Origin of the sequence: Mesorhizobium sp. Root102, from assembly GCF_001425625.1 — a bacterium.
In the GTDB taxonomy this organism is placed as follows: Bacteria; Pseudomonadota; Alphaproteobacteria; order Rhizobiales; family Rhizobiaceae; genus Mesorhizobium.
Genome location: NZ_LMCP01000012.1, coordinates 442,480 through 466,489 on the forward strand (window position 1 = coordinate 442,480; position 24,010 = coordinate 466,489).

Below are 24,010 nucleotides of genomic sequence, written 5' to 3' on the forward strand. Positions count from 1 at the left end.
GGTGATGACAGGCACGAATTGCTGGCTGACGACGAAGGACTTCGCCGTCCTCGAGATGATGCTGGAGCGTCGGCGGGCTTTCGCGGATCCGATCGTTCCTATGCTTGCAGACAAGCTCTCCAAAGCCGAAGTCGTTTCGATCGATTCGGTCGAAGCCGATATCGTGACGCTAAACAGCAGAGTGGTGTTTCGTATCGATGCCGGCGCTGCCGAGACCCGAACCCTGGTGCAGAACGAGGTGCGCGGACCGGTCGGCTCCAGCCTGTCGATCGTAACGCGGCGGGGGCTCTGCATGCTCGGCATGGCCGAGGGCCAGACGGCATTGATCGAACAGGCCGACGGCAGACGGGAGTCGATCCTGATCGCGGCCGTGCTCTACCAGCCGGAGGCCGCGCAGCGGGCCATCAGGGAGAAATCCCAGGCCGAGGGACGACGACCGCATGGGCTCGCCCTCGTCTACAGCGCCGCGGCCGATTGGCGGCCTCTTGGCGAGAGCGCCGGAATGCGGCAGACAGAGGGGGATGACGACCCCGGTCCCACGGCGGCGTAAACGGCAACAGTGCATGATCTCGAAATCGGCATCGATTTTCGCCGAGGATCATGCGCAAATCGGAAATGCGGTCGCGGCCAAGGCGTCCTGAAGGACGCGCGGCGGCAAGGAGTGAACGATGAAGATCATGGTGCTGGGCGGTGGCGTCATCGGGGTGACCACGGCGTACTTTCTTGCCGAGGCCGGCCACGAGGTGACGGTTCTCGACCGCCAGAAAGGCCCGGCGCTGGAAACCAGCTTCGCCAATGCCGGCGAGATATCGCCCGGCTACGCCTCGCCATGGGCCGGGCCCGGCATTCCACTGAAGGCGATCAAATGGCTGCTGATGAAGCATGGCCCGCTTGTGGTGCGGCCGGCCTTCGATCCGCATATGTGGACATGGCTCATCAAGATGCTGCGCAACTGCACGGCCGAGCGCTACGCCATCAACAAGGCGCGCATGGTGCCGCTGGCAGAATACAGCCGTGACAGGCTGAAGGCGCTGCGCGAGGCGACCGGCATCGCCTATGACGAGCGGACGCAGGGCACACTGCAACTGTTCCGCACGCAAAAGCAGCTCGACGGCACCGGTGGCGATGTCGAGGTGCTGAAGAAGTATGGTGTGCCTTACGAGATCCTCGATCAGGACGGCTGCATCGCGGCGGAGCCGGGCCTGGCCGGGGTGCGCGAAAAGTTCGTCGGCGGCCTTAGGCTGCCGCACGACGAGACCGGCGACTGCAAGATGTTCACCGACAGGCTGGCCGAACTCTGTGTGGCGCGCGGCGTCAAGTTCGAATACGACGTGACGATCTGGCGTATCATCCGCAGCCGCAACCGCATTACCAATCTGAGCACCAGCAAGGGTTGGAAAGCCGCCGACGCCTATGTGATGGCGCTGGGGAGTTATTCGGCAGGGTTCATGCGACGGGTGAAACGGCCGATCCCGGTCTATCCGGTCAAGGGCTATTCGATCACCGTGCCGATCAAGGACGCCGCCGCGGCACCCGTGTCGACGGTGATGGACGAGACCTACAAGGTGGCGATCACCCGGCTCGGGAACCGCATCCGGGTTGGCGGCACGGCAGAGATTTCCGGCTTCGACCTGCGGCTGCATGAATCGCGGCGCCGCACGCTGGAACACTCGGTCGGCGATCTTTTTCCGGGCGCCGGCGCGATGCGGGACGCGACGTTCTGGTGCGGGCTGCGGCCGATGACGCCGGATGGTCCGCCGCTGATCGGCCGCACCGAGCTTTCCAATCTCTATCTCAACACCGGCCACGGCACGCTCGGCTGGACCATGGCTTGCGGCTCGGGCAAGGTGCTGGCCGACATCATCTCCAGCCGGGTGCCGGACATCGATGTCCGCGACCTCGCGCAGGAGCGCTATCTGCGATAGGGCGTGCGTTGGTCAGAACGCTTGCCTGACCCAATCCTCGTCGAACAGCAGCCGATAGGCCACGGGATCGTCACATTGGCGGCGACCGGGTTCGAGTGGGCGACATAGTCGTCATAGATCGGCTTCATTCTGGCGTAGAAGGCCGGGTCCAGCACCATCATGCCGTTCTCCGAATCGTGGAAGAAGCTGCGGTTGTTGAGATTGACCGACGAGATGGCCACCAGCCTTTCGTCGATCATCATGATCTTGGAATGCAGCACGACATCCGGCGCCTTGAACTCGCGGATGGTGATGCGGTCGCCATATTTTTCGACGAACAGCTTGTTGAGCGCCGTGAGGAACCTGCCGCCGATATCGCCCTTGAGATCGATGCGGCCGACAATGTCGATCCTGATGCCGCGGGTGAGCGCCCGGTCGACAGCCTGGGCAAGCTTGGGCGTCAGGTTGAGGTAGGGATTGACGATGTGGATATGGTGGGCGGCGTCGACCAGCTCAACGAAATAATCTTCCAGCGCATGGCCATGGTCGTAGGGCACCGAAATGAAGTGCCGCGCCGTGCCTGAGGGGCGGGCGCCGTCGGCGACCCCGCTCAGGCCGGCGCAGCATGCCTGATGACACGTTGGCCGGTTCTGTGGCAAGGAAAGGCGGCGTTGCTGATCCGCCTGAGCTATTGTCGTGTCGGCACAACCTGCCTGGAAGGCGCCACCCTCGCCGGGCATTTGCGAGTACCAGCGATGCGCATCTGCCTTCTCCTCGCGATTGTTGGATTGGTGTCCGCCGCCTCGGTGGCCAACGCCGCCGACAAAACGATCCATGATCAGGATATCGGGTTTTCGCTGACTTTTCCCGAGGGTTGGTTCAACGAGCGGTCTTCCGACGAAGCGCTGCGGCTGACCATAAAACCCGACAATCAGGGCCTTACCTGCATGGTATCTAGCTCGCTTTACAACCCGTTCGCACCGGGTTCGCCATCCGATCCGCGTAAGTTCATCGAGGGCTGGTCGATGGACACCTGGAAGACGATGATGGGCAAATCGTTCAGCACTGCCGATTTCAGCAATGACAGGCTGCAAGGTTTCCGGACGGCTACCCTGTGCGCGTTGCCGATTTGGACTACACGGTTAGCTATGAGACTGTCAGCCTGCACGGCCATTCCAGGATTGCGTTTTCAATTCGGGGCGCTCGCTACGGTTACGTCAATTGCTCGTTGATAGCCGGAAGCGCCGAAGAGGTGGCGCAGAGATGGGCGCCATTGGCAGACAAGGTTGAGCGTGTGGTGAATTCGTTTGTGCTCGACCCGCCTTAAATGGCGGATTTGCTTTACGAAATCAGGTGAACAGGCCCCGCTCCCGCTCCACCGCCTTGATGATGAAGCTGGCGACGATTTGGACGCGGCGCAGGGGTCTGACCGATTCATGATAGACCAGCCAGTAGGCGCGGCGGATCGGTGCCACGATGTCGACGGGGATCAGCTCCGGCATCGAGCGGGCGACGAAGGCGTGCAGGATGCCAATGCCGGCGCCCGAACGCACCGCTTCGGCCTGGCCGAGCGCAGAGGAGATGGCGAAGTTGGTGCGCCAGTCCGCGCTGAATTCGGCCGCGTAGTCGAGTGAGGGGCTGACGATGAGGTCCGGCACGTAACCGATCAGTGTGTGCTGGCCAAGCCCGGCGGCGGTTTGGGGCAAGCCATGCGCCTCGGCATAGGCGCGCGAGGCAAACAGCCCGAGCGAGTAGTCGACCAGCTTACCCGCCACCAGCCGGCCCTCCGTCGGCCGCTCGACAGTGATGGCAATGTCGGCCTCGCGGCGCGACAGGGAGAAGGAGCGCGGTACCGGCACTAACTGGATCGTCAGTTCGCGGTGCAGGGCGGTCAATGCGCCGAGGCGCTTGGCCAGGAAGGCAACGCCAAAACCGTCCGGCGCGCCGATACGCACCGTGCCGGAGACATCGTCGCCTTCGCCGGCAACGGTCGAGCGCGCGGCGATCATGTCGCCCTCCATCCGCTCGGCAATGTCGAGAAAGCGCTCGCCGGCCGGCGTCAGCTCGCTGCCGGTGGTCAGTCGGCGAAACAGCGTTGTCCGCAGCGCGTCCTCGAGCGCGGCGATGCGGCGCGAGACGGTGGCGTGGTTGAGTTCCAGCCGTTTGGCCGCGCCAAGAATCTGGCCCGCGCGCGCCACGGCAAGGAAGATGCGGACGTCATCCCAGTTCATGGGAATGGTCCGGATGACAATCGCCGACGCTGCGTTCTGTGAAGGAACTCAATCTCTCAATCCGTGGCAGCAATTGCATCCCGTCATTTGCGGGAATTGATGCTCATCCGTCAATCGTTATCTATTTTCCGCACAACGGTTACGTTCTCCGTCGCGTTGCCATCCGCCGGGCAAAGGCGGACAATACGGCATCACAAACAAAGGGAGAGAAATCATGATCGACTACGGTCATTTCATCGGCGGCAAGCATGTCGCCGGGACCAGCGGCCGCAAGCAGGATGTCATGCAGCCGATGGACGGCTCCGTGCGCGGCACGGTGGCACTGGCTTCGCAGGCGGAACTGCGCGCGGCTGTCGAGAATGCCAAGGCAGCACAGCCCAAATGGGCGGCAACGAACCCGCAGCGCCGCGTGCGCGTGCTGATGAAATTCCTCGAACTGGTCGCCCGTGACTATGACGAACTGGCCGACATCCTGGCGCGTGAGCACGGCAAGACGATCTCAGACGCCAAGGGCGACATCCAGCGCGGCCTCGAAGTTGTCGAAGTCTGCATCGGCGCGCCGCATATGATGAAGGGTGAATTCACCGACGGCGCCGGCCCCGGCATCGACGTCTATTCGATGCGTCAGCCGCTCGGCGTCGTTGCCGGCATCACGCCGTTCAACTTCCCGGCGATGATCCCGCTGTGGAAGATCGCGCCTGCCATCGCTTGCGGCAATGCCTACATCCTGAAGCCGTCGGAGCGCGACCCCGGCGTGCCGATGCGCATCGCCGAACTGTTCCTCGAGGCCGGCCTGCCGGCAGGTATCCTCAACGTCGTCAACGGCGACAAGGACGTGGTCGACGCCATCCTCGACGATCCCGATATCAAGGCCATCGGCTTTGTCGGCTCGACGCCGATCGCCCATTACATCTATTCGCGCGGCACCGCCGCCGGCAAGCGCGTGCAGTGCTTCGGCGGCGCCAAGAACCACATGATCATCATGCCCGATGCCGACATGGACCAGACCGTCGACGCGCTGATCGGCGCCGGCTACGGCTCGGCCGGCGAACGCTGCATGGCGATCTCGGTGGCGGTCCCGGTCGGCAACGACACCGCCAACCGGCTGATGGAAAAGCTGATCCCGCGCGTCGAAGGCCTGAAGGTCGGTCCTTCGACCGACTCTTCCGCCGATTTCGGCCCTCTGGTCACTGCGCAGGCCCTGGAGCGGGTCAAGGGCTATGTCGACACCGGCGTCAAGGAAGGCGCCAAGCTGGTGGTCGACGGCCGCGGCTTCTCCATGCAGGGCTATGAAGACGGCTACTATATGGGCGGCTGCCTGTTCGACAACGTCACCGCTGACATGCGCATCTACAAGGAAGAGATCTTTGGGCCGGTGCTCTCGGTGGTGCGCGCGCCGACCTATGAGAGCGCGATCAAGCTCGCCAACGACCACGAGATGGGCAATGGTGTCGCCATCTTCACCCGTGACGGCGATGCCGCGCGCGACTTCGCCTCGCGGGTTCAGGTCGGCATGGTCGGCATCAACGTGCCGATCCCGGTGCCGATCGCCTATTACACCTTCGGCGGCTGGAAGGCGTCCTCCTTCGGCGACCTCAACCAGCACGGTCCGGACGCCTTCCGCTTCTACACCAAGACCAAGACGGTGACCTCACGCTGGCCGTCCGGTATCAAGGACGGTGCGGAATTCGTCATCCCGACGATGAACTGAGCCCGAAAAACATTCGAATAGCGGAAAGGCGGGTTCATCCCGCCTTTTTCGTTTCTGAGTGCCCGCCATCTTCCTCACACGATTGGGATCGTGCCGCCATCGATGACGTATTCGGCGCCGTGGATTGCCGAGGCGCGGTCCGAAACAAGGAATGCCACCAGCTCGGCGACCTCGTGCGGCCATGCCGGCCGGCCGATCGGGATGCCGCCCAGCGCATCCATGATGCCTTGGCGCGCGGTTTCCTCATCCGAACCGGAATGGGCGGCCAGCCGCTTCACCATGGCTTCCGAAGCGGAGGTGTGGATCCAGCCCGGCGCCACGGTGTTGACGCGGATACCCTTTGGGCCGAGGTCCTTGGACAGCGCCTTGCTGTAGGTGGAAAGGGCTGCCTTCGCCGCCGCATAGGCGATGGTGGATTCGTGCAGCGGCAGACGGCGCTGGATCGACGATATGTGGACGATCGCGCCTGAGCCTTGCTCGATCATGTGCGGGACAAGCAGGCGGTCGAGCCGCACCGCCGCCAGCAGGTTGAGGCTGAGTTCGTCCTGCCAGAGCTGATCGGTCAGTCCGGCAAATCCGCCACCGGGGCTCTTCGACCCGCCGACGCTGTGCACGATGATGTCGACGCCACCAAGCCGCTCCATGACCTCTGCGGCCACTGTTTCGGTACCTGCCAAAGTGCTCACATCGGCCTGCACAAACAGCTTTGGCGATAGCGCATCGGGAAGCGCCGAGCGGGCAGTGGTAAGGACGGCCGCGCCCGCCGCCGAAAGCCTGGCAACGATGGCCTCGCCGGCACCCTTGGTGCCGCCGGTGACCAGAATGCGCTTGCCGGCAAATTCCCGATCGTCGACGGTGAATTTCTGCGCGATGGTCATGCGCCGATCTCCAGCCGTGTGATCCGGTCATCGGCCAGGGTGAAATTGTAATGGAGCGTCGCCGGGCTGCCGGGGAAATTGCCTGAGACGATGCCGGCGATCCGCCATGCATCACCATTGACTGTCGCGTCGACGACCTCGACGGTCACCCGGTATTTGCTTGTCGTTGCTTCCATCCAGCTGCGGATGGCGGCCGGACCCCGATGGGTTTCGCCTTCGTCCCTGACCCTGGCGTCCGATGAGAAAGAGACGAGCATGGCGTCGATGTCATGCCTGTTCTTGGCGGCGAAATAGTCGGTCAGCGGCTGAGGAAGTTTTGCGGTCATCATTTCATCTCCGGTCCCAGTTCTGGAAGGTCTGCGGCCTTGTTCGGCTCCTAAAATGAGATAAACTGAAAAAATGACAAGAACCGACGTAAAAGTAAGGTACTTACCTGAAAGTAAGGTTGGGTCTGAAAGCAAGGGCGAAGCGTTGACGCCGTTGTCGGCGGCGAGCGGCGTCGAGAATGTGCTGCGCATCCTCGAAGGCCGCTGGAAGCTGGTGATCCTGTTTCACCTGTTCGGCGGCAAGGTGCTGCGCTTTTCCGATCTCGAACGGGCGATCTCGGCGATCTCGCAGAAGATGCTGATCCAGCAGCTGCGGCAGATGGAGGCCGACGGAATTGTCCGCCGCATCGTCCATCATCAGGTGCCACCGAAGGTCGAATATTGCCTGACCGACTGGGGGCAGGCGCTATGTCCGGCTCTCGACGCACTGCTGAAATGGGCAGCACTTCGCGAGCCGGAAGCCTGACGCGGATTGCGCCTCGCAACGCGCGGCAAGGATGCTTGTTTTCGCATCGAGACCTCACCTGGAACGTCCCGGCATATTAAGGCTGCCCATGTGCCCCCTTTGCCGGAACGTCAAGGCGAAAGGGGTGCCAGATGGCACACAAATTTTCGTTTCGATGGATCAGGAGCCGTGATCGGCGCCACACTGGCGCTGTCGACTCTATCCGCGCGGGCGCTATTCATCTGCGGGGGCCATAGTATCTTGTCGCGGGATTGGCGCAGGCCTTTCAACACAAGCAGATCGGCCACGGTGTGGTCGGGCAAGCCGCCATTGCCGAGGTCTATGTTTCGGCAAGCGGGACATGGACCATGCTGGCGACCGACGTGCAGGGCCGAAGCTGCATCTTCGCGACCGGTGACGGATGGGAGAATACCGTCACCGTCACGGCGCAAGGGATCTGAACCGTTTGATCAGCGCGTTGCGGCCACCTCGGCGTGGCCGCGCAGCAGCGCCATCAGGCGCTTGGCGTCCTTGGCCGCGGCCTCCTCGTCGCCGTCGAGGATCGAGCGGATCAGCGCGACATGGTGCTCGGCGGATTCGGCAAGACCAGTGTCGGCCTTGTAGCGGAACCAGAAACGGCGGCTGTGGGTCTGCAAGGGGGCGGCCAAACGGGCGGCGAACGGATTGTCAGCGGCCAGCGCCAGTGCTTCGTCGAGTGCCTTGTCGGCCTGGATGAAGGCAAGCACGTTGCCCGAGATGACCGCCTTCTGCATGGCGAGCGCTGCTTCGTGAAACAGGTCGGCGGCCTCGCGGGTGACGAAGCGGGCGGCCGAACGGGCCAGGACCACCTCGACGCCGCGGCGCGCATCGAGCACGCGCAGCCAGTCGCCGGGATGGAGTGGAGCGATCGCGATGCCGGCGCGCGGCCGCACGTCGAGCAGCCCTTCCCAGGCCAGCCGCTGGATCGCTTCGCGCACCGGCGTCCTGCCAAGCCCGAGCCTGTCGATCAGGGCGCCCTCGGTGACGAAGCTCGCCGGCGCCAGTTCGAGCGTGACGATCATGTGCTCGAGCACATGGTAGGCTCTGGTCGCGGCCGGCTCGGTTGGGATGCTTGCTTCCACGGATATCAAACGCGCTCTCCTGATATATCTTGAATATATCATAACGGAATCCGTATTGACAGACCGTTTCTTAACAGATATATGGCTGATATATCAGATGGAGCAATGATCATGTGGACCGGAGTTTTTCCTGCCGTCACGACCAAATTCACCGCGGATGATCGTCTCGATCATGCCGAGATGGAGCGCTGCTTTAACCTGCAGATGGAGGCCGGCTGCGACGGCATCATCGTCTGTGGGTCGCTTGGCGAAGGGCCGATGCTGTCGCCCGACGAGAAGATCGAGGTGCTGAAGACCGCGCAGAAAGTTGCAGGCAAGAAGCCGGTGCTGCTGACCGTCAACGAGGCCGGCACCCGCGAGGCCGCCAGCATCGCGAAGCGCGCCGCCAAGGAAGGTGCCAACGGCCTGATGGTGGTGCCGAGCCCAATCTATCACACCAATGCGGAAGAGACGGTCGCGGCCCTGCGCGCCGTCGCGCAGGCCGGCGACCTGCCGGTCATGATCTACTCCAACCGGCTCGCCTACCGCGTCGACGTCACCGTCGACCAGATGGAGGAACTGGCGTCGGACAAGCGCTTTGTCGCGATCAAGGAATCCTCGGACGACATCCGTCGTTCGACCGAGATCATCAATCGCCTGGGCAGCCGCTACGACCTGTTCACCGGTGTCGACAACCTGGCCTTCGAGGCGCTGTCGGTCGGCGCCATCGGCTGGGTGGCCGGACTGGTCACCGCGTTCCCCCGCGAGACCGTCGCCATCTACCAGCTGATGAAGCAGGGCCGTCGCGAGGAGGCGCTCTCCATCTACCGCTGGTTCCGGCCGCTGCTCGATCTCGATGTCTCGACCTATCTGGTACAAAACATCAAGCTTGCCGAAGTGTTCGCGATCAACACAAATGACCGCGTGCGCATGCCGCGCCAGCCGCTGACGGGCGAGCGCCGCAAGGCAGTCGAGAAGATCGTCAAGGATGCGCTCGCCGTGCGGCCGAAGCTGCCGCAGTTCTAAGGGTCGCAATGCCGCAGTCCCCGTCATCCGACCGCTACGCGGCCACCTTCTCCCCGAGGGGAGAAGAGGTCGCCAACGCCGGCGTCAGCCTCTTCTCCCAACCGGGGAGAAGGTGGCCCGAAGGGTCGGATGAGGGGGCTGGCTGCAAGGATCGATGCGAAGGTCGGGACATGCAGCGCGGCGCGCGGTCATGAGCAACGATGCTGCAATCGACATCGCCATCGTCGGTGGCGGCATCATCGGCATCTGCGCTGCCGCGTCTCTGGCCGAGGCGGGGCGCAAGGTCACGATCTTCGATCGCACTGGCATTTGCGAGGAGACGAGCTCCGGCAACGCCGCCGCCTTTGCCTTTTCCGACGTGCTGCCGCTGGCCCATAAGAGCATGATGCGGCAGCTGCCGAAATGGCTGGCCGATCCGCTCGGCCCGCTCAGCATCCCGCCCGCCTATCTGCCGAAGCTTTTGCCCTGGCTGATCCGCTTCTGGCGCGCCGGTACGCCGGGAAAATACGAGGCGAGCCTTGCCGCTCAAGCCGGCATGATGAAGCTCGCCGAAGCGGAATGGATGGGCCTGCTCGATCGCTCCGGCACGCGGTCGATGCTGCGCGAGGACGGCTCGCTCGAGCTTTACGAGAGCGAGGCCGAGTTTCAGGCCGGGCTGCCCGGCTGGGCGGCGCGTGAGCGTTTCGACATCGGCTTTCGTCATGTCGAAGGCGAGGAGCTGGCGCGTTTGCAGCCGGGGCTTTCGCCGCGCTTTATCAAGGGCACGTTCGTGCCGGGATGGAAGACGGTCGCCGACCCGAAACTGCTCGGCAAGGCGGTGTGGGCCTATGCGCAGGCCAAAGGCGCCCGCTTTGAGCTGGCTCGGGTCAGCCAAGTCGCGGCGGATCAGGATGGTGCGACACTGACGTTGGCGGACGGCACGACAAGGCAGGCCCGACATCTTGTCGTCGCCGCCGGCGCCTGGTCGCATCTGCTGGCGAGGCAGCTCGGCGATCGCATTCCCCTGGAAACCGAGCGCGGCTACAACACGACGTTGCCAACGACCGCCTTCGACGTGAAGCGGATGCTGATCTTCTCCGGCCATGGCTTCGTCATCACGCCGCTCGAAACGGGCCTGCGCGTCGGCGGCGCCGTTGAACTCGGCGGCATCGAGCGGCCGCCCAATTACAACAGGTCGAAAGCACTGCTGCAGAAGGCGCAGAAATTCCTGCCGGGGCTCGATCCCACGGGCGGGCGCGAATGGATGGGTTTTCGTCCGTCGCTGCCGGATTCCGTGCCCGTCATCGGCGGCGCGCCAGGAAAGCGGTCGGTGATCTATGCGTTCGGCCACGGCCATCTCGGCCTGACCCAGGCCGCGGCCACCGGACGGTTGATCAGAGATCTTGTCCTGGGGCAGACTCCGCCCATCGATCTGGCTTCCTTCAGTCCACAACGATTTTGATTTTCGAGGAGCGTCATGGCCAAGAAATCCTTCTTCTGCATAGACGGCCACACCTGCGGCAATCCGGTGCGCCTAGTCGCCGGCGGCGGCCCGTTGCTTCAGGGCTCGACGATGATGGAGCGGCGGGCGCATTTTCTGGCCGAGTATGACTGGATCCGCACCGGGCTGATGTTCGAACCGCGCGGCCATGACGTCATGTCCGGCTCCATCCTCTATCCGCCGACGCGCGAGGATTGCGATATCGCCATCCTGTTCATCGAAACCTCCGGCTGTCTGCCGATGTGCGGACATGGCACCATCGGCACGGTGACGATGGCGATCGAGCACGGGCTGATCAAACCGAAGACGCCGGGCGTGCTCAGGCTCGACACGCCGGCCGGCCTGGTCATTGCCGAATACAAGCAGGTCGGCGACTATGTCGAAGAGGTGCGCATCACCAATGTGCCATCCTTCCTCTACGCCGAGGGCTTGACGGTCGAATGCCCTCACCTCGGCGAAATCACCGTCGATGTCGCCTATGGCGGCAATTTCTACGCAATCGTCGAGCCGCAGAAGAATTATCGCGACATGGCCGACTATTCGGCGGGAGACTTCATCGCCTGGAGTCCGGTGGTGCGGCAACGGCTCAACGAAAAATATTCCTTCGTGCATCCCGAGAACCCGGGCATCAACCGGCTGTCGCACATGCTGTGGACCGGCAAGCCGACCGTGGCCGGGGCCGACGCGCGCAATGCCGTGTTCTATGGCGACAAGGCGATCGACCGCTCACCATGCGGCACCGGTACCTCGGCGCGCATGGCGCAGCTTCATGCCAAGGGCAAACTCAAGGCCGGCGACAGCTTCGTCCATGAATCAATCATCGGTTCGCTGTTCAAGGGCAAGGTCGAAAAGGATGTCACCGTCGCCGGCAAACCGGCCATCATTCCCTCGATCGGCGGCTGGGCGCGGATGATCGGATTGAACACCATCTTCATCGACGACCGCGATCCGTTCGCGTATGGTTTTGTGGTCAAGTGAAGGGAAACCTGACCCAGGGGAAAGAAACGGAACGAAAAACGGAGCGTGTCAGTAGCGCAACGATTCTTCTCATCACCTAATTTTTACGGCGATTTCTTCGAAATTGGGCGCATGATGCGACCGAATCGTCAAAGACATTGCGTTATGCCAATGGTAGGGTCCGCGATAGTCCAGGGGTCGGATAGGAGAAAACGGGCAATCGAACGGCGTGCCGCGAAAACACGCATGACGATTGAAAAATGACGTTGCAATCCGGGCTCGAAACTTTACGACTAGGGGAAATACGAAAAGGAATGCGTCTGCATGGGCGACATTCCAGGGGAGCCATGTACACATGCAGTACTTTGTCCAGCAGCTTATCAACGGGCTGACGCTGGGATCGATCTATGGGCTGATCGCGATCGGCTACACGATGGTCTACGGCATCATCGGCATGATCAATTTCGCCCATGGCGATATCTTCATGGTGGGCGCCTTCACGGCGCTGATCGTTTTCCTGATCCTTGGCGCGCTGTTCTATTCGGTGCCGGTTGTGGTGGCGCTGCTGGTCATGATGATCGTGGCGATGCTGCTCACCAGCCTTTACAATTGGACGATCGAGAAGGTGGCATACCGGCCGCTGCGCGGTTCGTTCCGGCTGGCGCCGCTGATCACCGCCATCGGCATGTCGATCGCGCTGTCGAACTTCGTCCAGGTGACGCAAGGGCCGCGCAACAAGCCGATCCCGCCGATGGTTTCGCAGGTTTACAACATCAACGGCATCAGCGTGTCGCTAAAGCAGATCATCATCGTCGTCGTCACGGCGCTGCTCTTGGCGCTGTTCTGGTATCTGGTCAACAGGACTTCGCTTGGGCGGGCGCAACGGGCCTGCGAGCAGGACCGCAAGATGGCGGCGCTGCTCGGCATCGATGTCGACCGCACCATCTCGATCACCTTCATCATGGGTGCGGCCCTTGCCGCGGTCGCCGGCACTTTGTTCCTGATGTATTACGGCGTCATTGCCTTCTCGGACGGCTTCACGCCTGGCGTGAAAGCCTTCACGGCGGCGGTGCTGGGTGGCATCGGTTCGCTGCCGGGTGCAGTACTCGGCGGGCTGATGATCGGCTTCATCGAGAGCATGTGGTCGGCCTATTTCTCGATCGACTACAAGGACGTCGCGGCGTTCTCGATCCTGGCGATCGTGCTGATCTTCCTGCCTTCCGGCATATTGGGCCGGCCAGAAGTCGAAAAGGTCTGAGACCATGGCCGTCACCGTTTCTCCGGAGCGCGACAGCGTCGCCACCCCCGTGCAGCGCGCCACGCGCGAGGCGCTTTATGCCGGCGCCATATCGTTCGGCCTTTTCGTGCTGTTCATCGGCCTGAAGACGGGCCAGAACATTTCCAATGAACTGGTCCTGACGACGCGCTGGGGCCTGCTTGCCGCAGTGGTGATCGCCACGGCTGTCGGGCGGTTTCTTTATGTCGCTTATGGCCAGCCCTTCATGGCCAACCAGAAGATCACCGACGTCGCCACCGGCCTGCTGCCGGCCAGTGTGGCGTCACGCTTCTTCCAGTTGCCTGCCTTCTTCGTGGCCATCATCGCCGCGGTACTGCTATTCGTGTTCAACAGCTCTCTCGCCGGATGGGTGGGAGCTGAGCCGGCCGGCTATCTGCAATTCCTGCGCGCTTTGGCTGTCATCTATGTGCTGGCTTGCGTGATCTATTATTTCAGGGCCTTCATCCATGCCAACTTCACCAAACTCGGCATTGCCGCGCTTGTGCTGTACCCGATCCTCGTGGTCGCGGTGCTGTCGCTGAGTGCCTGGTCGATTGTCGGAGGGCTGCAGGGTTCGCTGAAATGGGTCGATAATTTCGGCATCCAGATCCTGATCTATGTGATGCTGGCCTGGGGCCTGAACATCGTCGTCGGCCTCGCCGGCCTGCTCGATCTCGGCTACGTCGCCTTTTATGCGATTGGCGCCTACGCGTATGCGTTGCTCGGCACCCAATACGGCCTGTCGTTCTGGATCCTGCTGCCGGCAGCGGGTGCCATGGCCGCCTTCTGGGGGGTGCTGCTCGGCTTCCCGGTGCTGCGCCTGCGCGGCGACTATCTGGCGATCGTCACGCTGGCTTTCGGCGAGATCATCCGGTTGGTGCTGATCAACTGGCGCGAGGTCACCAACGGGTCGGCCGGCATTTCCGGCATTCCCAAGGTGAGCTTCTTCGGCCTGATGTCGTTCAACGTGTCGGACCCGAACTACATCGCCAAGGTGTTGGGCATCGCCCAGTCGGGTGCGTATTACAAGATTTTCCTCTATTACCTGATCCTGGGCCTGTGCCTGCTTACCGCCTTCGTCACCATCCGGCTGCGGCGCCTGCCGGTCGGCCGCGCATGGGAAGCGCTGCGCGAGGACGAGATCGCCTGCCGGTCTCTGGGCATCAACACGACGACAACCAAACTCACGGCTTTTGCCACAGGCGCCATGTTCGGTGGCTTCGCCGGCTCCTTCTTCGCCGCGCGGCAAGGCTTCGTCAGCCCGGAATCCTTCGTCTTCCTGGAATCGGCCATTATCCTCGCCATCGTCGTGCTCGGCGGCATGGGCTCGCTGGTCGGTATAGCGGTTGCCGCAATGGTGATGATCGGCGGCACCGAGGCGCTGCGTGAACTCGACTTCCTCAAGCAGATCTTCGGGCCAGACTTCACCCCGGAACTCTACCGCATGCTTCTGTTCGGCATGGCCATGGTCATCGTCATGCTGTGGAAGCCGCGCGGCTTCGTCGGCAGTCGCGAACCGACCGCCTTCCTCAAGGTGCGAAGAGCTGTCTCTGGCTCCTTCACTAAGGAAGGGCACGGCTGATGAATGCGAGCACATCCATGAACGAGGCCATCCTGCAGGTCGATCACCTGTCGATGAAGTTCGGCGGCCTGGTCGCCATCGGCGACCTGTCCTTTACCGCCAGGCGCGGCGAGATCACCGCACTGATCGGACCCAACGGCGCCGGCAAGACCACCGTGTTCAACTGCATCACCGGCTTCTACAAGCCGTCTGAAGGCATGATCACGCTCAACCGCAACGACGGATCGAGCTATTTGCTCGAACGTCTGCCCAACCATGAGATCCCGGCGCGCGCCAAGGTGGCGCGCACCTTCCAGAACATCCGCCTGTTCTCGGGCATGACGCTCCTGGAGAACCTTTTGGTTGCCCAGCACAACAAGCTGATGAAGGCATCGGGCTATACGATCCTTGGCCTGTTCGGCTTCAGCAGCTACCGCAAGGCCTCGGCCGAATCGGTCGAGCTTGCCAAGCACTGGCTGGAGAAGGCCGATCTTGTCGACCGTGCCGACGATCCGGCCGGCGACCTGCCCTATGGTGCGCAGCGCCGCCTCGAGATCGCCCGCGCCATGTGCACGGGTCCGGAGCTTCTGTGCCTGGACGAGCCGGCGGCCGGTCTCAATCCGAAGGAATCGGCGGCGCTCAACGAACTGCTGATCGACATCAAGAGCACCACGGGCACCTCGATCCTGTTGATCGAACACGACATGTCGGTGGTCATGCAGATATCCGACCATGTCGTGGTGCTGGAATATGGCCGCAAGATCTCCGACGGAAGCCCGCAATCTGTGCGCACCGATCCGCGCGTCATCGCCGCGTATCTCGGCGTCGACGACGAGGAAGTCGAGGCGGTTCTCACCGAAGTCGGCGACGAAGACGTCATCGAACAGCTCGATACAGGGCCGGATGCCGCGCATGGTCCGGGGACATCGTCTTCGTATCTCGCCGGGCCGGTGACCGACACGGTCGGCCACAGTTCGGGCGAGCGGGTCACGGTGGCCAAGGGCGCATCAAAGGCCGGTCAGGTCGACGCAAGGTCGCTCGCCGCAGTAAACAAGGCGGCCTCGCCGGCTGCGACCCCGGTTCCGGCGGCGAAGGCAAAGCCTGCTCCGAAAGCGGCGTCAAAAGCGGCAACCGGCACGGCGGCGAAGTCGACCGCACCGGCCAAACCGGCAGCCAAGGCTCCGGCGGCGACGGCTGGGGGAATCTCCAATCGGTTGGCAGCGCCTCGCGGCGGCAAGGCCGACAACCTGACCCGCATCAAGGGCATCGGTACGGTCAACGAGAAGAAGCTCAACCATCACGGCATCTTCCACTTCGACCAGATCGGCGCCTGGAAAAAGGCCGACGTCGAGGCCGCCGAAGCCTATCTCGCCTTTGACGGACGCATCGCACGTGAGGAATGGGTCAAGCAGGCCAAGCTGCTCGCCCAGGGCAAGAAAACGGAATTCTCGCGCCGCGTCGATGCGGGCAAGGTGGCGACCAGCCATGCTTCCGGGAAGAGTACGACCGCTGCCAAGCCTGTGGCAGGCAAGCGTGGAGGGGGCAAGTGATGGCCGCGACAACGCTGCTCGATATCAAGGGCGTGCAGACCTATTACGGCAACATCCGGGCGTTGAACGGTGTCGATGTCACCGTCAACCAGGGTGAGATCGTGGCGCTGATCGGCGCCAATGGCGCCGGCAAGTCGACGCTGATGATGACCATTTTCGGCGCGCCGCGCGCTCGCGCCGGCACCATCACCTTTGCCGGCACCGACATCACTCAGATGCCGACGCACGAGATCGCCCGCTTGCGCATTGCCCAGTCGCCGGAGGGGCGCCGTATTTTCCCGCGCATGACGGTGATGGAAAACCTGCAGATGGGCGCCAGCCTCGACAACCTCAAGCACTATGATGAGGACGTCGAGAAGGTGTTTGCCCTGTTTCCGCGGCTGAAGGAGCGCATCGCCCAGCGCGGCGGCACGCTGTCGGGCGGCGAGCAGCAGATGCTGTCGATCGGACGCGCGCTGATGGCGCGGCCGAAGCTGCTTTTGCTCGACGAACCATCGCTGGGTCTGGCGCCGCTGATCGTCAAGCAGATCTTCGACGCCATCCGCGAACTGAACCGCACCCAGGGGCTGACCGTGTTCCTGGTCGAGCAGAACGCCTTCGGCGCGCTGAAACTCGCCGCGCGCGGCTATGTCATGGTCAACGGCAATGTGACGATGAGCGGCACCGGCAAGGAACTGCTCGCCAATCCGGAAGTGCGCGCCGCCTATCTCGAAGGCGGACATCACTGAGTTTGCAGCGGAATGTGTGCATGCGGTATTCCGCTCCAAGTTGTTTGTTTGTCGCATGATCTTTGTCCGAAAAGTCTGCAACTTTTCGGGATCATGCTAAGGAGACTTCACCATGCAGGGCATACTCTACGAGGAGCCGTCGATCTGGCAGTTCTTCTTCGTCACCTGTCTGCTGGGCGGCTGGGCGGCGTGGATGACGGGCAAGGCCAGTGCCCAGACATGGCGCAGCTTCATCCAGCTGTTCGCCTACATGCTGGGCCTCGGCATCGGCATCCGATTCATCCATCACGCGCTGTTCGGCGGCACGATGTTCTCGCTGCACTACTACATCGTCGACACCATCGTACTGATGATCCTCGGCTTCGTCGGCTATCAATACACGCGCACCAACCAGATGGTGACACAGTATAATTGGCTCTACGAAAGAGCTTCAATCTTGAGCTGGAAACCGAAAGGTTGACGTTCATCATTAACGTCGCTTCGGAATTGAATCGGCGTGACAAGTGCCTGAAAATCGGCAAACTATGCTTTCTGCGATAAGGGTGGGCATCGCATGAAAGCTTCATCCACGCCCACTCCGTAAATGGGAGCGTTTAAATGAAAAAGTCACTTTTGTCCGCCGTCGCCCTGACCGCGCTCGTCGCGTTCAATGGTGCCGCGTGGGCTGACGTAATGATGGGCGTCGCCGGCCCGATCACCGGCCCGAACGCGGCCTTCGGCGCGCAGCTGCAGAAGGGTGCGGAAGCGGCTGTCGCCGACATCAATGCCAAGGGCGGCATCAACGGCGAGCAGATCAAGCTCGAAGTCGGCGACGACGTCTCCGATCCGAAGCAGGGCATCTCGGTCGCCAACAAGTTCGTCGGTGACGGCGTCAAGTTCGTGGTCGGCCACTTCAACTCCGGCGTCTCGATTCCGGCATCGGAAGTCTATGCGGAAAACGGCATCGTCGAAGTGACGCCGGCCGCGACCAACCCGCAATTCACCGAGCGCGGCCTGTGGAACGTGTTCCGCACCTGCGGACGCGATGACCAGCAGGGCAGCATCGCCGGCGCCTATCTCGCCGCGAACTTCAAGGACGCCAAGATCGCCGTCGTGCACGACAAGACCACCTATGGTCAGGGCCTCGCCGACGAAACCAAGAAGGCGATGAATGCCGCCGGCGTGACGGAAGTCATGTATGAAGGCATCAACGTCGGCGACAAGGACTTCTCGGCACTGATCGCCAAGATGAAGGAAGCCGGCGTTTCCATCATCTATTGGGGCGGCCTGCACACCGAAGCCGGCCTGATCATCCGTCAGGCGGCCGACCAGGGCCTCAAGGCGACGCTGGTTTCCGGCGATGGCATCGTGTCGAACGAGCTGGCTTCGATCGCGGGTGACGCGGTTGCGGGCACGCTCAACACGTTCGGCCCGGATCCGCGCCTGATCCCCGCCAACAAGGAACTCGTCGAGAAGTTCCGCGCGCAAGGCTTCGAGCCGGAAGCCTATACGCTCTACTCCTACGCTGCCGTTCAGGCGATCGCCGAAGCAGCGACCGCTGCCAAGTCAAACGACCCGCAGGCAGTTGCCAAGGCGCTGCATGAAAACGGCCCGTTCAAGACCGTGCTCGGCGACCTGTCCTATGACGCCAAGGGCGATCCGACGCTGCCCGGCTACGTCATGTACGAATGGAAGAAGGGCGACGACGGCAAGTACACCTACATCCAGAAGATGTAAGCTCGTCAGTCTCGATTTCTACAGAATGCCCGGCGCCTCGCGCCGGGCATTTTTCTTTGAGCCGCGTTTGCGTTCAGAGGGTCCGAAAGCCGATACGGCCGGGTCTTTAAGCCGGAAAATGATCATGCCTTGAACGGCAGTGCCGGCCGCCTTCTTTGCGTGTTCGGATGAATGCGACCGAGTGTTGTCGCAAAGATTCCATTTCAACCGGTTTAAACGTGCGTCAATTTTGTTTGCACTGCAGCATTTTCACGCTAATCATTGCGCCGATTTCTCATCCTTCCGTTGCTGGAGCCCAGTCCTTGGCCATCACGAAGATCCTCGTCGCCAACCGGTCCGAAATCGCCATTCGCGTTTTTCGCGCGGCCAACGAGCTCGGCCTCAAGACCGTGGCGATCTGGGCGGAGGAGGACAAGTACTCCCTGCACCGCTTCAAGGCCGACGAGAGCTACCAGGTCGGACGTGGGCCACATCTGACCCGGGACATGGGACCGATCGAAAGCTATCTGTCGATCGAGGAGGTGATCCGCGTCGCCAGGCTTTCGGGCGCCGATGCCATTCATCCCGGCTACGGGCTGTTGTCGGAAAGCCCCGAATTCGCCGACGCCTGTGCCGAGGCCGGCATCACCTTCATCGGGCCGAAGCCGGACACGATGCGCCGGCTCGGCAACAAGGTCGCGGCACGCAATCTCGCCATCGAGGTCGGCGTGCCGGTGATCCCCGCCACCGATCCGTTGCCGGATGACATGGACGCGGTCAAGAAACTGGCCAAGGAAATCGGCTACCCCGTGATGTTGAAGGCATCATGGGGTGGCGGCGGCCGTGGCATGCGCGCCATCCGCGCCGAAGCCGACCTTGCCCGCGAGGTTACGGAAGGCAAGCGTGAGGCGAAAGCGGCCTTCGGCAAGGACGAGGTCTATCTCGAAAAGCTGATCGAGCGCGCCCGACATGTCGAGGTGCAGGTGCTGGGCGACACGCATGGCAATGCCGTGCACCTGTTCGAGCGCGACTGCTCGATCCAGCGCCGCAACCAGAAGGTCGTCGAACGGGCGCCGGCGCCATATCTTGAAATGTCGCAGCGCGAGGAGCTCTGCGGCCATGCGCTGAAGATCGCCCGCGAGACCAGCTATATCGGCGCCGGCACGGTCGAGTTCCTGCAGGACGCCGACACCGGCAAATTCTACTTCATCGAGGTCAACCCGCGCATCCAGGTCGAGCACACCGTCACCGAGCAGGTGACCGGCATCGACATCGTCAAGGCGCAGATCCATATCCTCGACGGCTTTGCCATCGGCACGCCGGAATCGGGCGTGCCGGCACAGAAGGACATCAGGCTGAACGGCCACGCCTTGCAGTGCCGCATCACCACGGAAGACCCCGAACACAACTTCATCCCGGACTACGGCCGCATCACCGCCTATCGCGGCGCGACGGGTTTCGGCATCCGCCTCGACGGCGGCACCGCCTATTCGGGCGCGGTCATCACCCGCTTCTACGATCCGCTGCTGGAGAAGGTGACGGCGTGGGCGCCGACGCCGGCTGAGACCATCGCCCGCATGAACCGGGCACTGCGCGAATTCCGCATCCGCGGCGTCGCCACCAATTTGACCTTCCTCGAAGCGATCATCAACCACCCGAGCTTCGCCGACAATTCCTACACGACCAAGTTCATTGACACGACGCCGGAGCTGTTCCAGCAGGTCAAGCGGCAGGACCGTGCGACCAAGCTGCTCAACTACCTGGCCGACGTGTCGGTCAACGGTCATCCCGAGACGCGCGGCCGGCCGCAGCCGAAGGCCGATGCGGCCGCACCCGTGGTGCCCTATCTCAACGGCAACGTACCGGGCGGCAGCAAGCAGAAGCTCGACGTGCTGGGCCCGCAGAAATTCGCCGCCTGGATGCGAGATCGCAAAGAGGTGCTGGTCACTGACACGACGATGCGCGACGGCCATCAATCGCTGCTGGCGACGCGCATGCGCACGCATGACATTGCCGGCATAGCGGGGACCTATGCGCGTGCCCTGCCGCAGCTTCTGTCACTCGAATGCTGGGGCGGCGCGACCTTCGACGTCGCCATGCGCTTTCTCACCGAGGATCCATGGGAGCGGCTGTCGCTGGTGCGCGAGGCTGCGCCCAATCTTTTGCTGCAGATGCTGCTGCGCGGCGCCAACGGTGTCGGCTACACCAATTATCCCGACAATGTCGTGCAGCATTTTGTCAGCCAAGCAGCGGCCGGCGGCATCGACCTGTTCCGCGTCTTCGACTGCCTGAACTGGGTCGAGAACATGCGCGTCGCCATGGATGCGGTCGGCGCCGAGGGCAAGCTGATCGAAGCGGCGATCTGCTATACCGGCGATATCCTCGATCCGGCGCGGGCGAAATACGACCTCAAATATTATGTCGGCCTGACCAGGGAACTGCAGGCGGCCGGCGCCCACATCATCGCCGTCAAGGATATGGCCGGGCTATTGAAGCCTGCCGCGGCTCGGGTGCTGTTCAAGGCGCTGCGCGAGGCGACCGACCTGCCGATCCATTTCCACACGCATGACACGTCAGGCCTGTCGGCGGCGACGGTGTTGGCGGCGGTCGACAGCGGCGTCGATGCCATCGACGCGGCGATGGATTCGCTGTCGGGCAACACCTCGCAGCCATGTCTCGGCTCCATCGTCGAGGCGCTGAAGGGCACCCAACGCGACCCGGGTCTCGACCCGCAATGGATCAGGAAAATTTCGTTCTACTGGGAGGCGGTGCGCAACCAGTACGCTGCCTTTGAAAGCGACCTCAAAGGGCCGGCCTCGGAAGTCTATCTGCACGAGATGCCGGGCGGACAGTTCACCAACCTGAAGGAACAGGCGCGCTCGCTCGGGTTGGAGACGCGTTGGCACGAAGTGGCGCAGACCTATCACGACGTCAATCTGATGTTCGGCGACATCGTCAAGGTGACACCGTCGTCCAAGGTTGTCGGTGACATGGCATTGATGATGGTCAGCCAGGATCTGACCGTCGCCGATGTCGAAAATCCCGACAGGGATATAGCCTTCCCGGACTCGGTCGTCTCGATGCTGCGCGGCGATCTCGGCCAGTCGCCCGGCGGCTGGCCGGCGGCGCTGCAGAAGAAGGCGCTGAAGGGCGACAGGCCGATCACGGTGCGGCCCGGGTCGCTGCTCAAGGCAGCCGACCTCAAGGCCAGCCGCAAGGAGATCGAGGAGAAGCTCGAGCGCAAGCTTTCGGAGTTCGAATTCGCCTCGTGGCTGATGTATCCGAAAGTGTTTACGGATTTCGCCGGCGCGCAGGAAACCTACGGTCCGGTCAGCGTCCTGCCGACGCCGACCTATTTCTACGGCATGAAACCGGAAGACGAGATCTTCGTCGACATCGAGAAGGGCAAGACGCTGGTGGTGCGGTGCCTTGGCATCGGCGATGTCGACGAGAAGGGCATGGCCACCGTGTTCTTCGAACTCAACGGCCAGCCGCGCCGTGTGAAGGTGCCCGACCGGGCGCACGGCGCGTCCGCCGCCAAGGCCCGCCGCAAGGCCGAGCCTGGCAACGAGGCGCATGTCGGTGCACCCATGCCGGGCGTCGTCTCGGGGCTTTCGGTAGCCGCCGGCCAGGCGGTCAAGGCCGGTGACGTGCTGCTTTCCATCGAAGCGATGAAGATGGAGACGGCGTTGCATGCCGAGCGTGACGGCACGGTCGCCGAGGTGCTGGTCAAGGCCGGCGACCAGATCGATGCCAAGGATTTGCTGATCGCCTTCAATTGAGAGCTCGCAAAACGGACTGGCTGTCGACTTCTGGCGGCAGCCCTTGTGACTTGGTCGATAACAGCTTGACCCGCCGTCGCCGGTCGGGCATCGAACCGGCTCAAATTTGCCGCAGCAGTTCCCGAGTCGCGGCGCAGTAACGATGTGGAGAAAAACATGGCCGACGATATCACCGAGACCAGCCAGACTGTTGCCGCCGGCCAGCTGCGTGCCTTCATCGAGCGCATAGAGCGGCTCGAGGAAGAGAAGAAGACCATTTCAGACGACATCAAGGAAGTGTTCGCCGAGGCCAAGGGCACCGGCTTCGACACCAAGGCGATGCGCACGATCATCCGGCTGCGCAAGAAGGACCAGGCCGAGCGGCAGGAAGAGGAAACTATCCTCGATCTGTACAAGGCCGCACTCGGAATGGTGTAAGTTTCACTCATCTGTGGAGCGATCTTGTCGCGCCATTCTGTGCGGCGTAGGATTCTCACAGCTGCTGGTTTGTGGTTCAAGATGCTGGTTGAACGGAGCCAGCATCTGAAGGCGCGAGCCCCATAGAACGATCTTCGCGACTTGAAGTTAGCGCAGTGGGCGCAGGCGAGAGCTGCCGTGTGAAGGCATCTCGCTGTTGCGTTGCTGTTTCCTCGGGGTGAATTGGTCGCAGCGGTACCGTTCCACAGGGTCGATGGCGCCTGGCAAGATGGGTGGGCACCGCAAGCGTGTTCTGGAAGCTCCTCGAACCTTCCATCGTGGAGAGGATCAATCGGACCTCTGATCTGACGCTGCATCGGCTGAAAGAGGCGTTGGCCGTGCTTCGGGGTCCTCGAAGGATCGGGGCGGGCGATCACAGTGAAGGTGATGGCGGCGGAAGCCGAGGTGCTCGATAGCGTATAACGGACGATGACCGCCTCGGCCGCCGCACTGACGCAGTAACGTCAGCTCAAGTTCGTCGCAGGGATTCCGGCGAACCCTCTGATCGAAGTTTCGCTCTCTCGTTCTTGACTGTCTTTCGCAGCACACCGCCGGGGCCAGCTTTAGTGTCTTTCCCCAAAGGCGGAGGCGTCGCGACGTTCTCAAGAATCTTCACCGATTTGGCGAAACTGACGAAAGCATCGTGGGCGATTGAAACGCGTATTTGACCGTTGGAAGCACAGTCGCACGCACGAACGACCGTGTCGTAAATCGGCCCTCTGCGGCCCTTGGGCCATTCTCCCAAGAAGTTTAATGCGTCGATCATGCTGCTGATTTCTTCCCTGACCTTCCCGTTCTTGACGAAAATGGGACGGTCGAAAATCCGGTCTTTCATGGATCTTCTCCCTTTGATTGAATGATCGACCCCAAGATTTTCAGTCTCTCAGAAAAATGAACGGCAGCG

23 protein-coding genes and 1 pseudogene are annotated in these 24,010 nt (G+C 62.4%); 18 read left to right on the forward strand and 6 right to left on the reverse strand.

What is annotated here, in order from left to right; genetic code table 11:
* Positions 1 to 4 precede the first annotated feature (4 nt).
* On the forward strand, positions 5 to 550 hold the full coding sequence (locus ASD12_RS13310; RefSeq protein WP_056586851.1) for a hypothetical protein: 546 nt from the start codon (positions 5 to 7) through the stop codon (positions 548 to 550).
* A 118-nt stretch (positions 551 to 668) separates the two neighbouring features.
* Positions 669 to 1,925 (forward strand): D-amino acid dehydrogenase, encoded by a 1,257-nt coding sequence (locus ASD12_RS13315; RefSeq protein ID WP_056586264.1) that lies wholly within the window; start codon positions 669 to 671, stop codon positions 1,923 to 1,925.
* Here the strand turns inward: ASD12_RS13315 and ASD12_RS13320 are convergent.
* Positions 1,913 to 2,461 carry a phosphatidylserine/phosphatidylglycerophosphate/cardiolipin synthase family protein gene (locus tag ASD12_RS13320; RefSeq protein WP_244482834.1) on the reverse strand — a complete coding sequence of 183 codons (549 nt, stop codon included), beginning with the start codon at positions 2,459 to 2,461 and terminating at the stop codon, positions 1,913 to 1,915. The genes ASD12_RS13315 and ASD12_RS13320 overlap by 13 nt on opposite strands.
* Before the next feature lie 114 nt (positions 2,462 to 2,575).
* On the opposite strand from ASD12_RS13320, the gene ASD12_RS33085 reads away from it, so the two are divergent.
* Positions 2,576 to 3,136: a hypothetical protein gene (locus tag ASD12_RS33085; protein WP_244482835.1), complete on the forward strand. Its 561-nt coding sequence runs from the start codon at positions 2,576 to 2,578 to the stop codon at positions 3,134 to 3,136.
* 117 nt (positions 3,137 to 3,253) lie between these two features.
* Here ASD12_RS33085 and ASD12_RS13330 read toward each other — a convergent pair whose 3' ends face one another.
* A complete protein-coding gene (locus ASD12_RS13330) occupies positions 3,254 to 4,135 on the reverse strand; it encodes a LysR family transcriptional regulator (RefSeq protein WP_056586274.1) in 882 nt (293 codons plus the stop codon).
* Positions 4,136 to 4,349: 214 nt separating this feature from the next.
* Between ASD12_RS13330 and ASD12_RS13335 the strand changes: the two genes are divergently transcribed.
* Entirely contained in the window at positions 4,350 to 5,846 is a 1,497-nt protein-coding gene (locus tag ASD12_RS13335) for a CoA-acylating methylmalonate-semialdehyde dehydrogenase (RefSeq protein WP_056586277.1), read from the forward strand.
* Between the two features lie 74 nt (positions 5,847 to 5,920).
* On the opposite strand, the gene ASD12_RS13340 is transcribed toward ASD12_RS13335, so the two are convergent.
* Together ASD12_RS13340 and ASD12_RS13345 are read right to left on the reverse strand one after the other, a co-directional pair.
* On the reverse strand, positions 5,921 to 6,724 hold the full coding sequence (locus ASD12_RS13340; RefSeq protein WP_056586280.1) for an SDR family oxidoreductase: 804 nt from the start codon (positions 6,722 to 6,724) through the stop codon (positions 5,921 to 5,923).
* Entirely contained in the window at positions 6,721 to 7,050 is a 330-nt protein-coding gene (locus ASD12_RS13345; RefSeq protein WP_056586854.1) for a nuclear transport factor 2 family protein, read from the reverse strand. Before ASD12_RS13345 ends, ASD12_RS13340 begins: the two co-directional genes overlap by 4 nt.
* 145 nt (positions 7,051 to 7,195) lie before the next feature.
* Here ASD12_RS13345 and ASD12_RS13350 point away from each other — a divergent pair, with 145 nt between their 5' ends.
* Positions 7,196 to 7,516 carry a helix-turn-helix domain-containing protein gene (locus ASD12_RS13350; protein ID WP_056586283.1) on the forward strand — a complete coding sequence of 107 codons (321 nt, stop codon included), beginning with the start codon at positions 7,196 to 7,198 and terminating at the stop codon, positions 7,514 to 7,516.
* Between the two features lie 251 nt (positions 7,517 to 7,767).
* Positions 7,768 to 7,956 (forward strand): hypothetical protein, encoded by a 189-nt coding sequence (locus ASD12_RS13355; protein WP_244482836.1) that lies wholly within the window; start codon positions 7,768 to 7,770, stop codon positions 7,954 to 7,956.
* Between the two features lie 9 nt (positions 7,957 to 7,965).
* On the opposite strand, the gene ASD12_RS13360 is transcribed toward ASD12_RS13355, so the two are convergent.
* On the reverse strand, positions 7,966 to 8,658 hold the full coding sequence (locus tag ASD12_RS13360; protein ID WP_056586287.1) for a GntR family transcriptional regulator: 693 nt from the start codon (positions 8,656 to 8,658) through the stop codon (positions 7,966 to 7,968).
* 69 nt (positions 8,659 to 8,727) lie between these two features.
* Between ASD12_RS13360 and ASD12_RS13365 the strand changes: the two genes are divergently transcribed.
* The 12 genes and pseudogenes from ASD12_RS13365 to ASD12_RS35280 all read left to right on the forward strand — a co-directional run.
* On the forward strand, positions 8,728 to 9,621 hold the full coding sequence (locus ASD12_RS13365) for a dihydrodipicolinate synthase family protein (protein WP_056586856.1): 894 nt from the start codon (positions 8,728 to 8,730) through the stop codon (positions 9,619 to 9,621).
* 190 nt (positions 9,622 to 9,811) lie between these two features.
* A complete protein-coding gene (locus ASD12_RS13370; RefSeq protein ID WP_162252248.1) occupies positions 9,812 to 11,062 on the forward strand; it encodes an FAD-binding oxidoreductase in 1,251 nt (416 codons plus the stop codon).
* Positions 11,063 to 11,077: 15 nt separating this feature from the next.
* The gene (locus ASD12_RS13375; protein ID WP_056586293.1) at positions 11,078 to 12,079 is read left to right on the forward strand and encodes a 4-hydroxyproline epimerase; all 1,002 of its coding nucleotides are present in this window, start codon (positions 11,078 to 11,080) and stop codon (positions 12,077 to 12,079) included.
* 334 nt (positions 12,080 to 12,413) lie between these two features.
* On the forward strand, positions 12,414 to 13,316 hold the full coding sequence (locus ASD12_RS13380; RefSeq protein WP_056586297.1) for a branched-chain amino acid ABC transporter permease: 903 nt from the start codon (positions 12,414 to 12,416) through the stop codon (positions 13,314 to 13,316).
* 4 nt (positions 13,317 to 13,320) lie between these two features.
* The gene (gene livM / locus ASD12_RS13385; RefSeq protein WP_056586302.1) at positions 13,321 to 14,916 is read left to right on the forward strand and encodes a high-affinity branched-chain amino acid ABC transporter permease LivM; all 1,596 of its coding nucleotides are present in this window, start codon (positions 13,321 to 13,323) and stop codon (positions 14,914 to 14,916) included.
* Positions 14,916 to 16,445, forward strand: coding sequence for an ATP-binding cassette domain-containing protein (locus ASD12_RS13390; RefSeq protein ID WP_056586305.1), 1,530 nt, complete (start codon positions 14,916 to 14,918; stop codon positions 16,443 to 16,445). Before livM ends, ASD12_RS13390 begins: the two co-directional genes overlap by 1 nt.
* Positions 16,445 to 17,173 (forward strand): ABC transporter ATP-binding protein, encoded by a 729-nt coding sequence (locus ASD12_RS13395; protein ID WP_056586308.1) that lies wholly within the window; start codon positions 16,445 to 16,447, stop codon positions 17,171 to 17,173. Before ASD12_RS13390 ends, ASD12_RS13395 begins: the two co-directional genes overlap by 1 nt.
* Positions 17,174 to 17,285: 112 nt before the next feature.
* On the forward strand, positions 17,286 to 17,633 hold the full coding sequence (locus ASD12_RS13400) for a DUF6867 family protein (protein WP_056586311.1): 348 nt from the start codon (positions 17,286 to 17,288) through the stop codon (positions 17,631 to 17,633).
* Between the two features lie 137 nt (positions 17,634 to 17,770).
* On the forward strand, positions 17,771 to 18,889 hold the full coding sequence (locus tag ASD12_RS13405; protein ID WP_056586314.1) for a branched-chain amino acid ABC transporter substrate-binding protein: 1,119 nt from the start codon (positions 17,771 to 17,773) through the stop codon (positions 18,887 to 18,889).
* Between the two features lie 302 nt (positions 18,890 to 19,191).
* Positions 19,192 to 22,650 (forward strand): pyruvate carboxylase, encoded by a 3,459-nt coding sequence (gene pyc / locus ASD12_RS13410; protein WP_056586316.1) that lies wholly within the window; start codon positions 19,192 to 19,194, stop codon positions 22,648 to 22,650.
* 156 nt (positions 22,651 to 22,806) lie between these two features.
* A complete protein-coding gene (locus ASD12_RS13415) occupies positions 22,807 to 23,067 on the forward strand; it encodes a DUF2312 domain-containing protein (RefSeq protein WP_027027312.1) in 261 nt (86 codons plus the stop codon).
* A gap of 122 nt (positions 23,068 to 23,189) precedes the next feature.
* Positions 23,190 to 23,444: pseudogene (locus ASD12_RS35280) on the forward strand (IS630 family transposase); the annotation flags it as partial.
* 131 nt (positions 23,445 to 23,575) lie between these two features.
* Here the strand turns inward: ASD12_RS35280 and ASD12_RS13420 are convergent.
* Complete coding sequence (locus ASD12_RS13420) at positions 23,576 to 23,941, reverse strand: DUF982 domain-containing protein (RefSeq protein WP_082525408.1); 366 nt, start codon at positions 23,939 to 23,941, stop codon at positions 23,576 to 23,578.
* Between the last annotated feature and the right edge of the window lie 69 nt (positions 23,942 to 24,010).

Excerpts from the sequence above, each read along its gene's own strand:
- ASD12_RS13310 (WP_056586851.1), top strand. The coding sequence starts at position 5 with ATGACAGGCACGAATTGCTGGCTGACGACGAAGGACTTCGCCGTCCTC.
- ASD12_RS13315 (WP_056586264.1), top strand. The coding sequence starts at position 669 with ATGAAGATCATGGTGCTGGGCGGTGGCGTCATCGGGGTGACCACGGCG.
- ASD12_RS13330 (WP_056586274.1), bottom strand. The coding sequence starts at position 4,135 with ATGAACTGGGATGACGTCCGCATCTTCCTTGCCGTGGCGCGCGCGGGC.
- ASD12_RS13335 (WP_056586277.1), top strand. The coding sequence starts at position 4,350 with ATGATCGACTACGGTCATTTCATCGGCGGCAAGCATGTCGCCGGGACC.
- ASD12_RS13340 (WP_056586280.1), bottom strand. The coding sequence starts at position 6,724 with ATGACCATCGCGCAGAAATTCACCGTCGACGATCGGGAATTTGCCGGC.
- ASD12_RS13345 (WP_056586854.1), bottom strand. The coding sequence starts at position 7,050 with ATGACCGCAAAACTTCCTCAGCCGCTGACCGACTATTTCGCCGCCAAG.
- ASD12_RS13360 (WP_056586287.1), bottom strand. The coding sequence starts at position 8,658 with ATGATATATTCAAGATATATCAGGAGAGCGCGTTTGATATCCGTGGAA.
- ASD12_RS13365 (WP_056586856.1), top strand. The coding sequence starts at position 8,728 with ATGTGGACCGGAGTTTTTCCTGCCGTCACGACCAAATTCACCGCGGAT.
- ASD12_RS13370 (WP_162252248.1), top strand. The coding sequence starts at position 9,812 with ATGAGCAACGATGCTGCAATCGACATCGCCATCGTCGGTGGCGGCATC.
- ASD12_RS13375 (WP_056586293.1), top strand. The coding sequence starts at position 11,078 with ATGGCCAAGAAATCCTTCTTCTGCATAGACGGCCACACCTGCGGCAAT.
- ASD12_RS13380 (WP_056586297.1), top strand. The coding sequence starts at position 12,414 with ATGCAGTACTTTGTCCAGCAGCTTATCAACGGGCTGACGCTGGGATCG.
- livM (WP_056586302.1), top strand. The coding sequence starts at position 13,321 with ATGGCCGTCACCGTTTCTCCGGAGCGCGACAGCGTCGCCACCCCCGTG.
- ASD12_RS13390 (WP_056586305.1), top strand. The coding sequence starts at position 14,916 with ATGAATGCGAGCACATCCATGAACGAGGCCATCCTGCAGGTCGATCAC.
- ASD12_RS13395 (WP_056586308.1), top strand. The coding sequence starts at position 16,445 with ATGGCCGCGACAACGCTGCTCGATATCAAGGGCGTGCAGACCTATTAC.
- ASD12_RS13400 (WP_056586311.1), top strand. The coding sequence starts at position 17,286 with ATGCAGGGCATACTCTACGAGGAGCCGTCGATCTGGCAGTTCTTCTTC.
- ASD12_RS13405 (WP_056586314.1), top strand. The coding sequence starts at position 17,771 with ATGAAAAAGTCACTTTTGTCCGCCGTCGCCCTGACCGCGCTCGTCGCG.
- ASD12_RS13415 (WP_027027312.1), top strand. The coding sequence starts at position 22,807 with ATGGCCGACGATATCACCGAGACCAGCCAGACTGTTGCCGCCGGCCAG.
- ASD12_RS13420 (WP_082525408.1), bottom strand. The coding sequence starts at position 23,941 with ATGAAAGACCGGATTTTCGACCGTCCCATTTTCGTCAAGAACGGGAAG.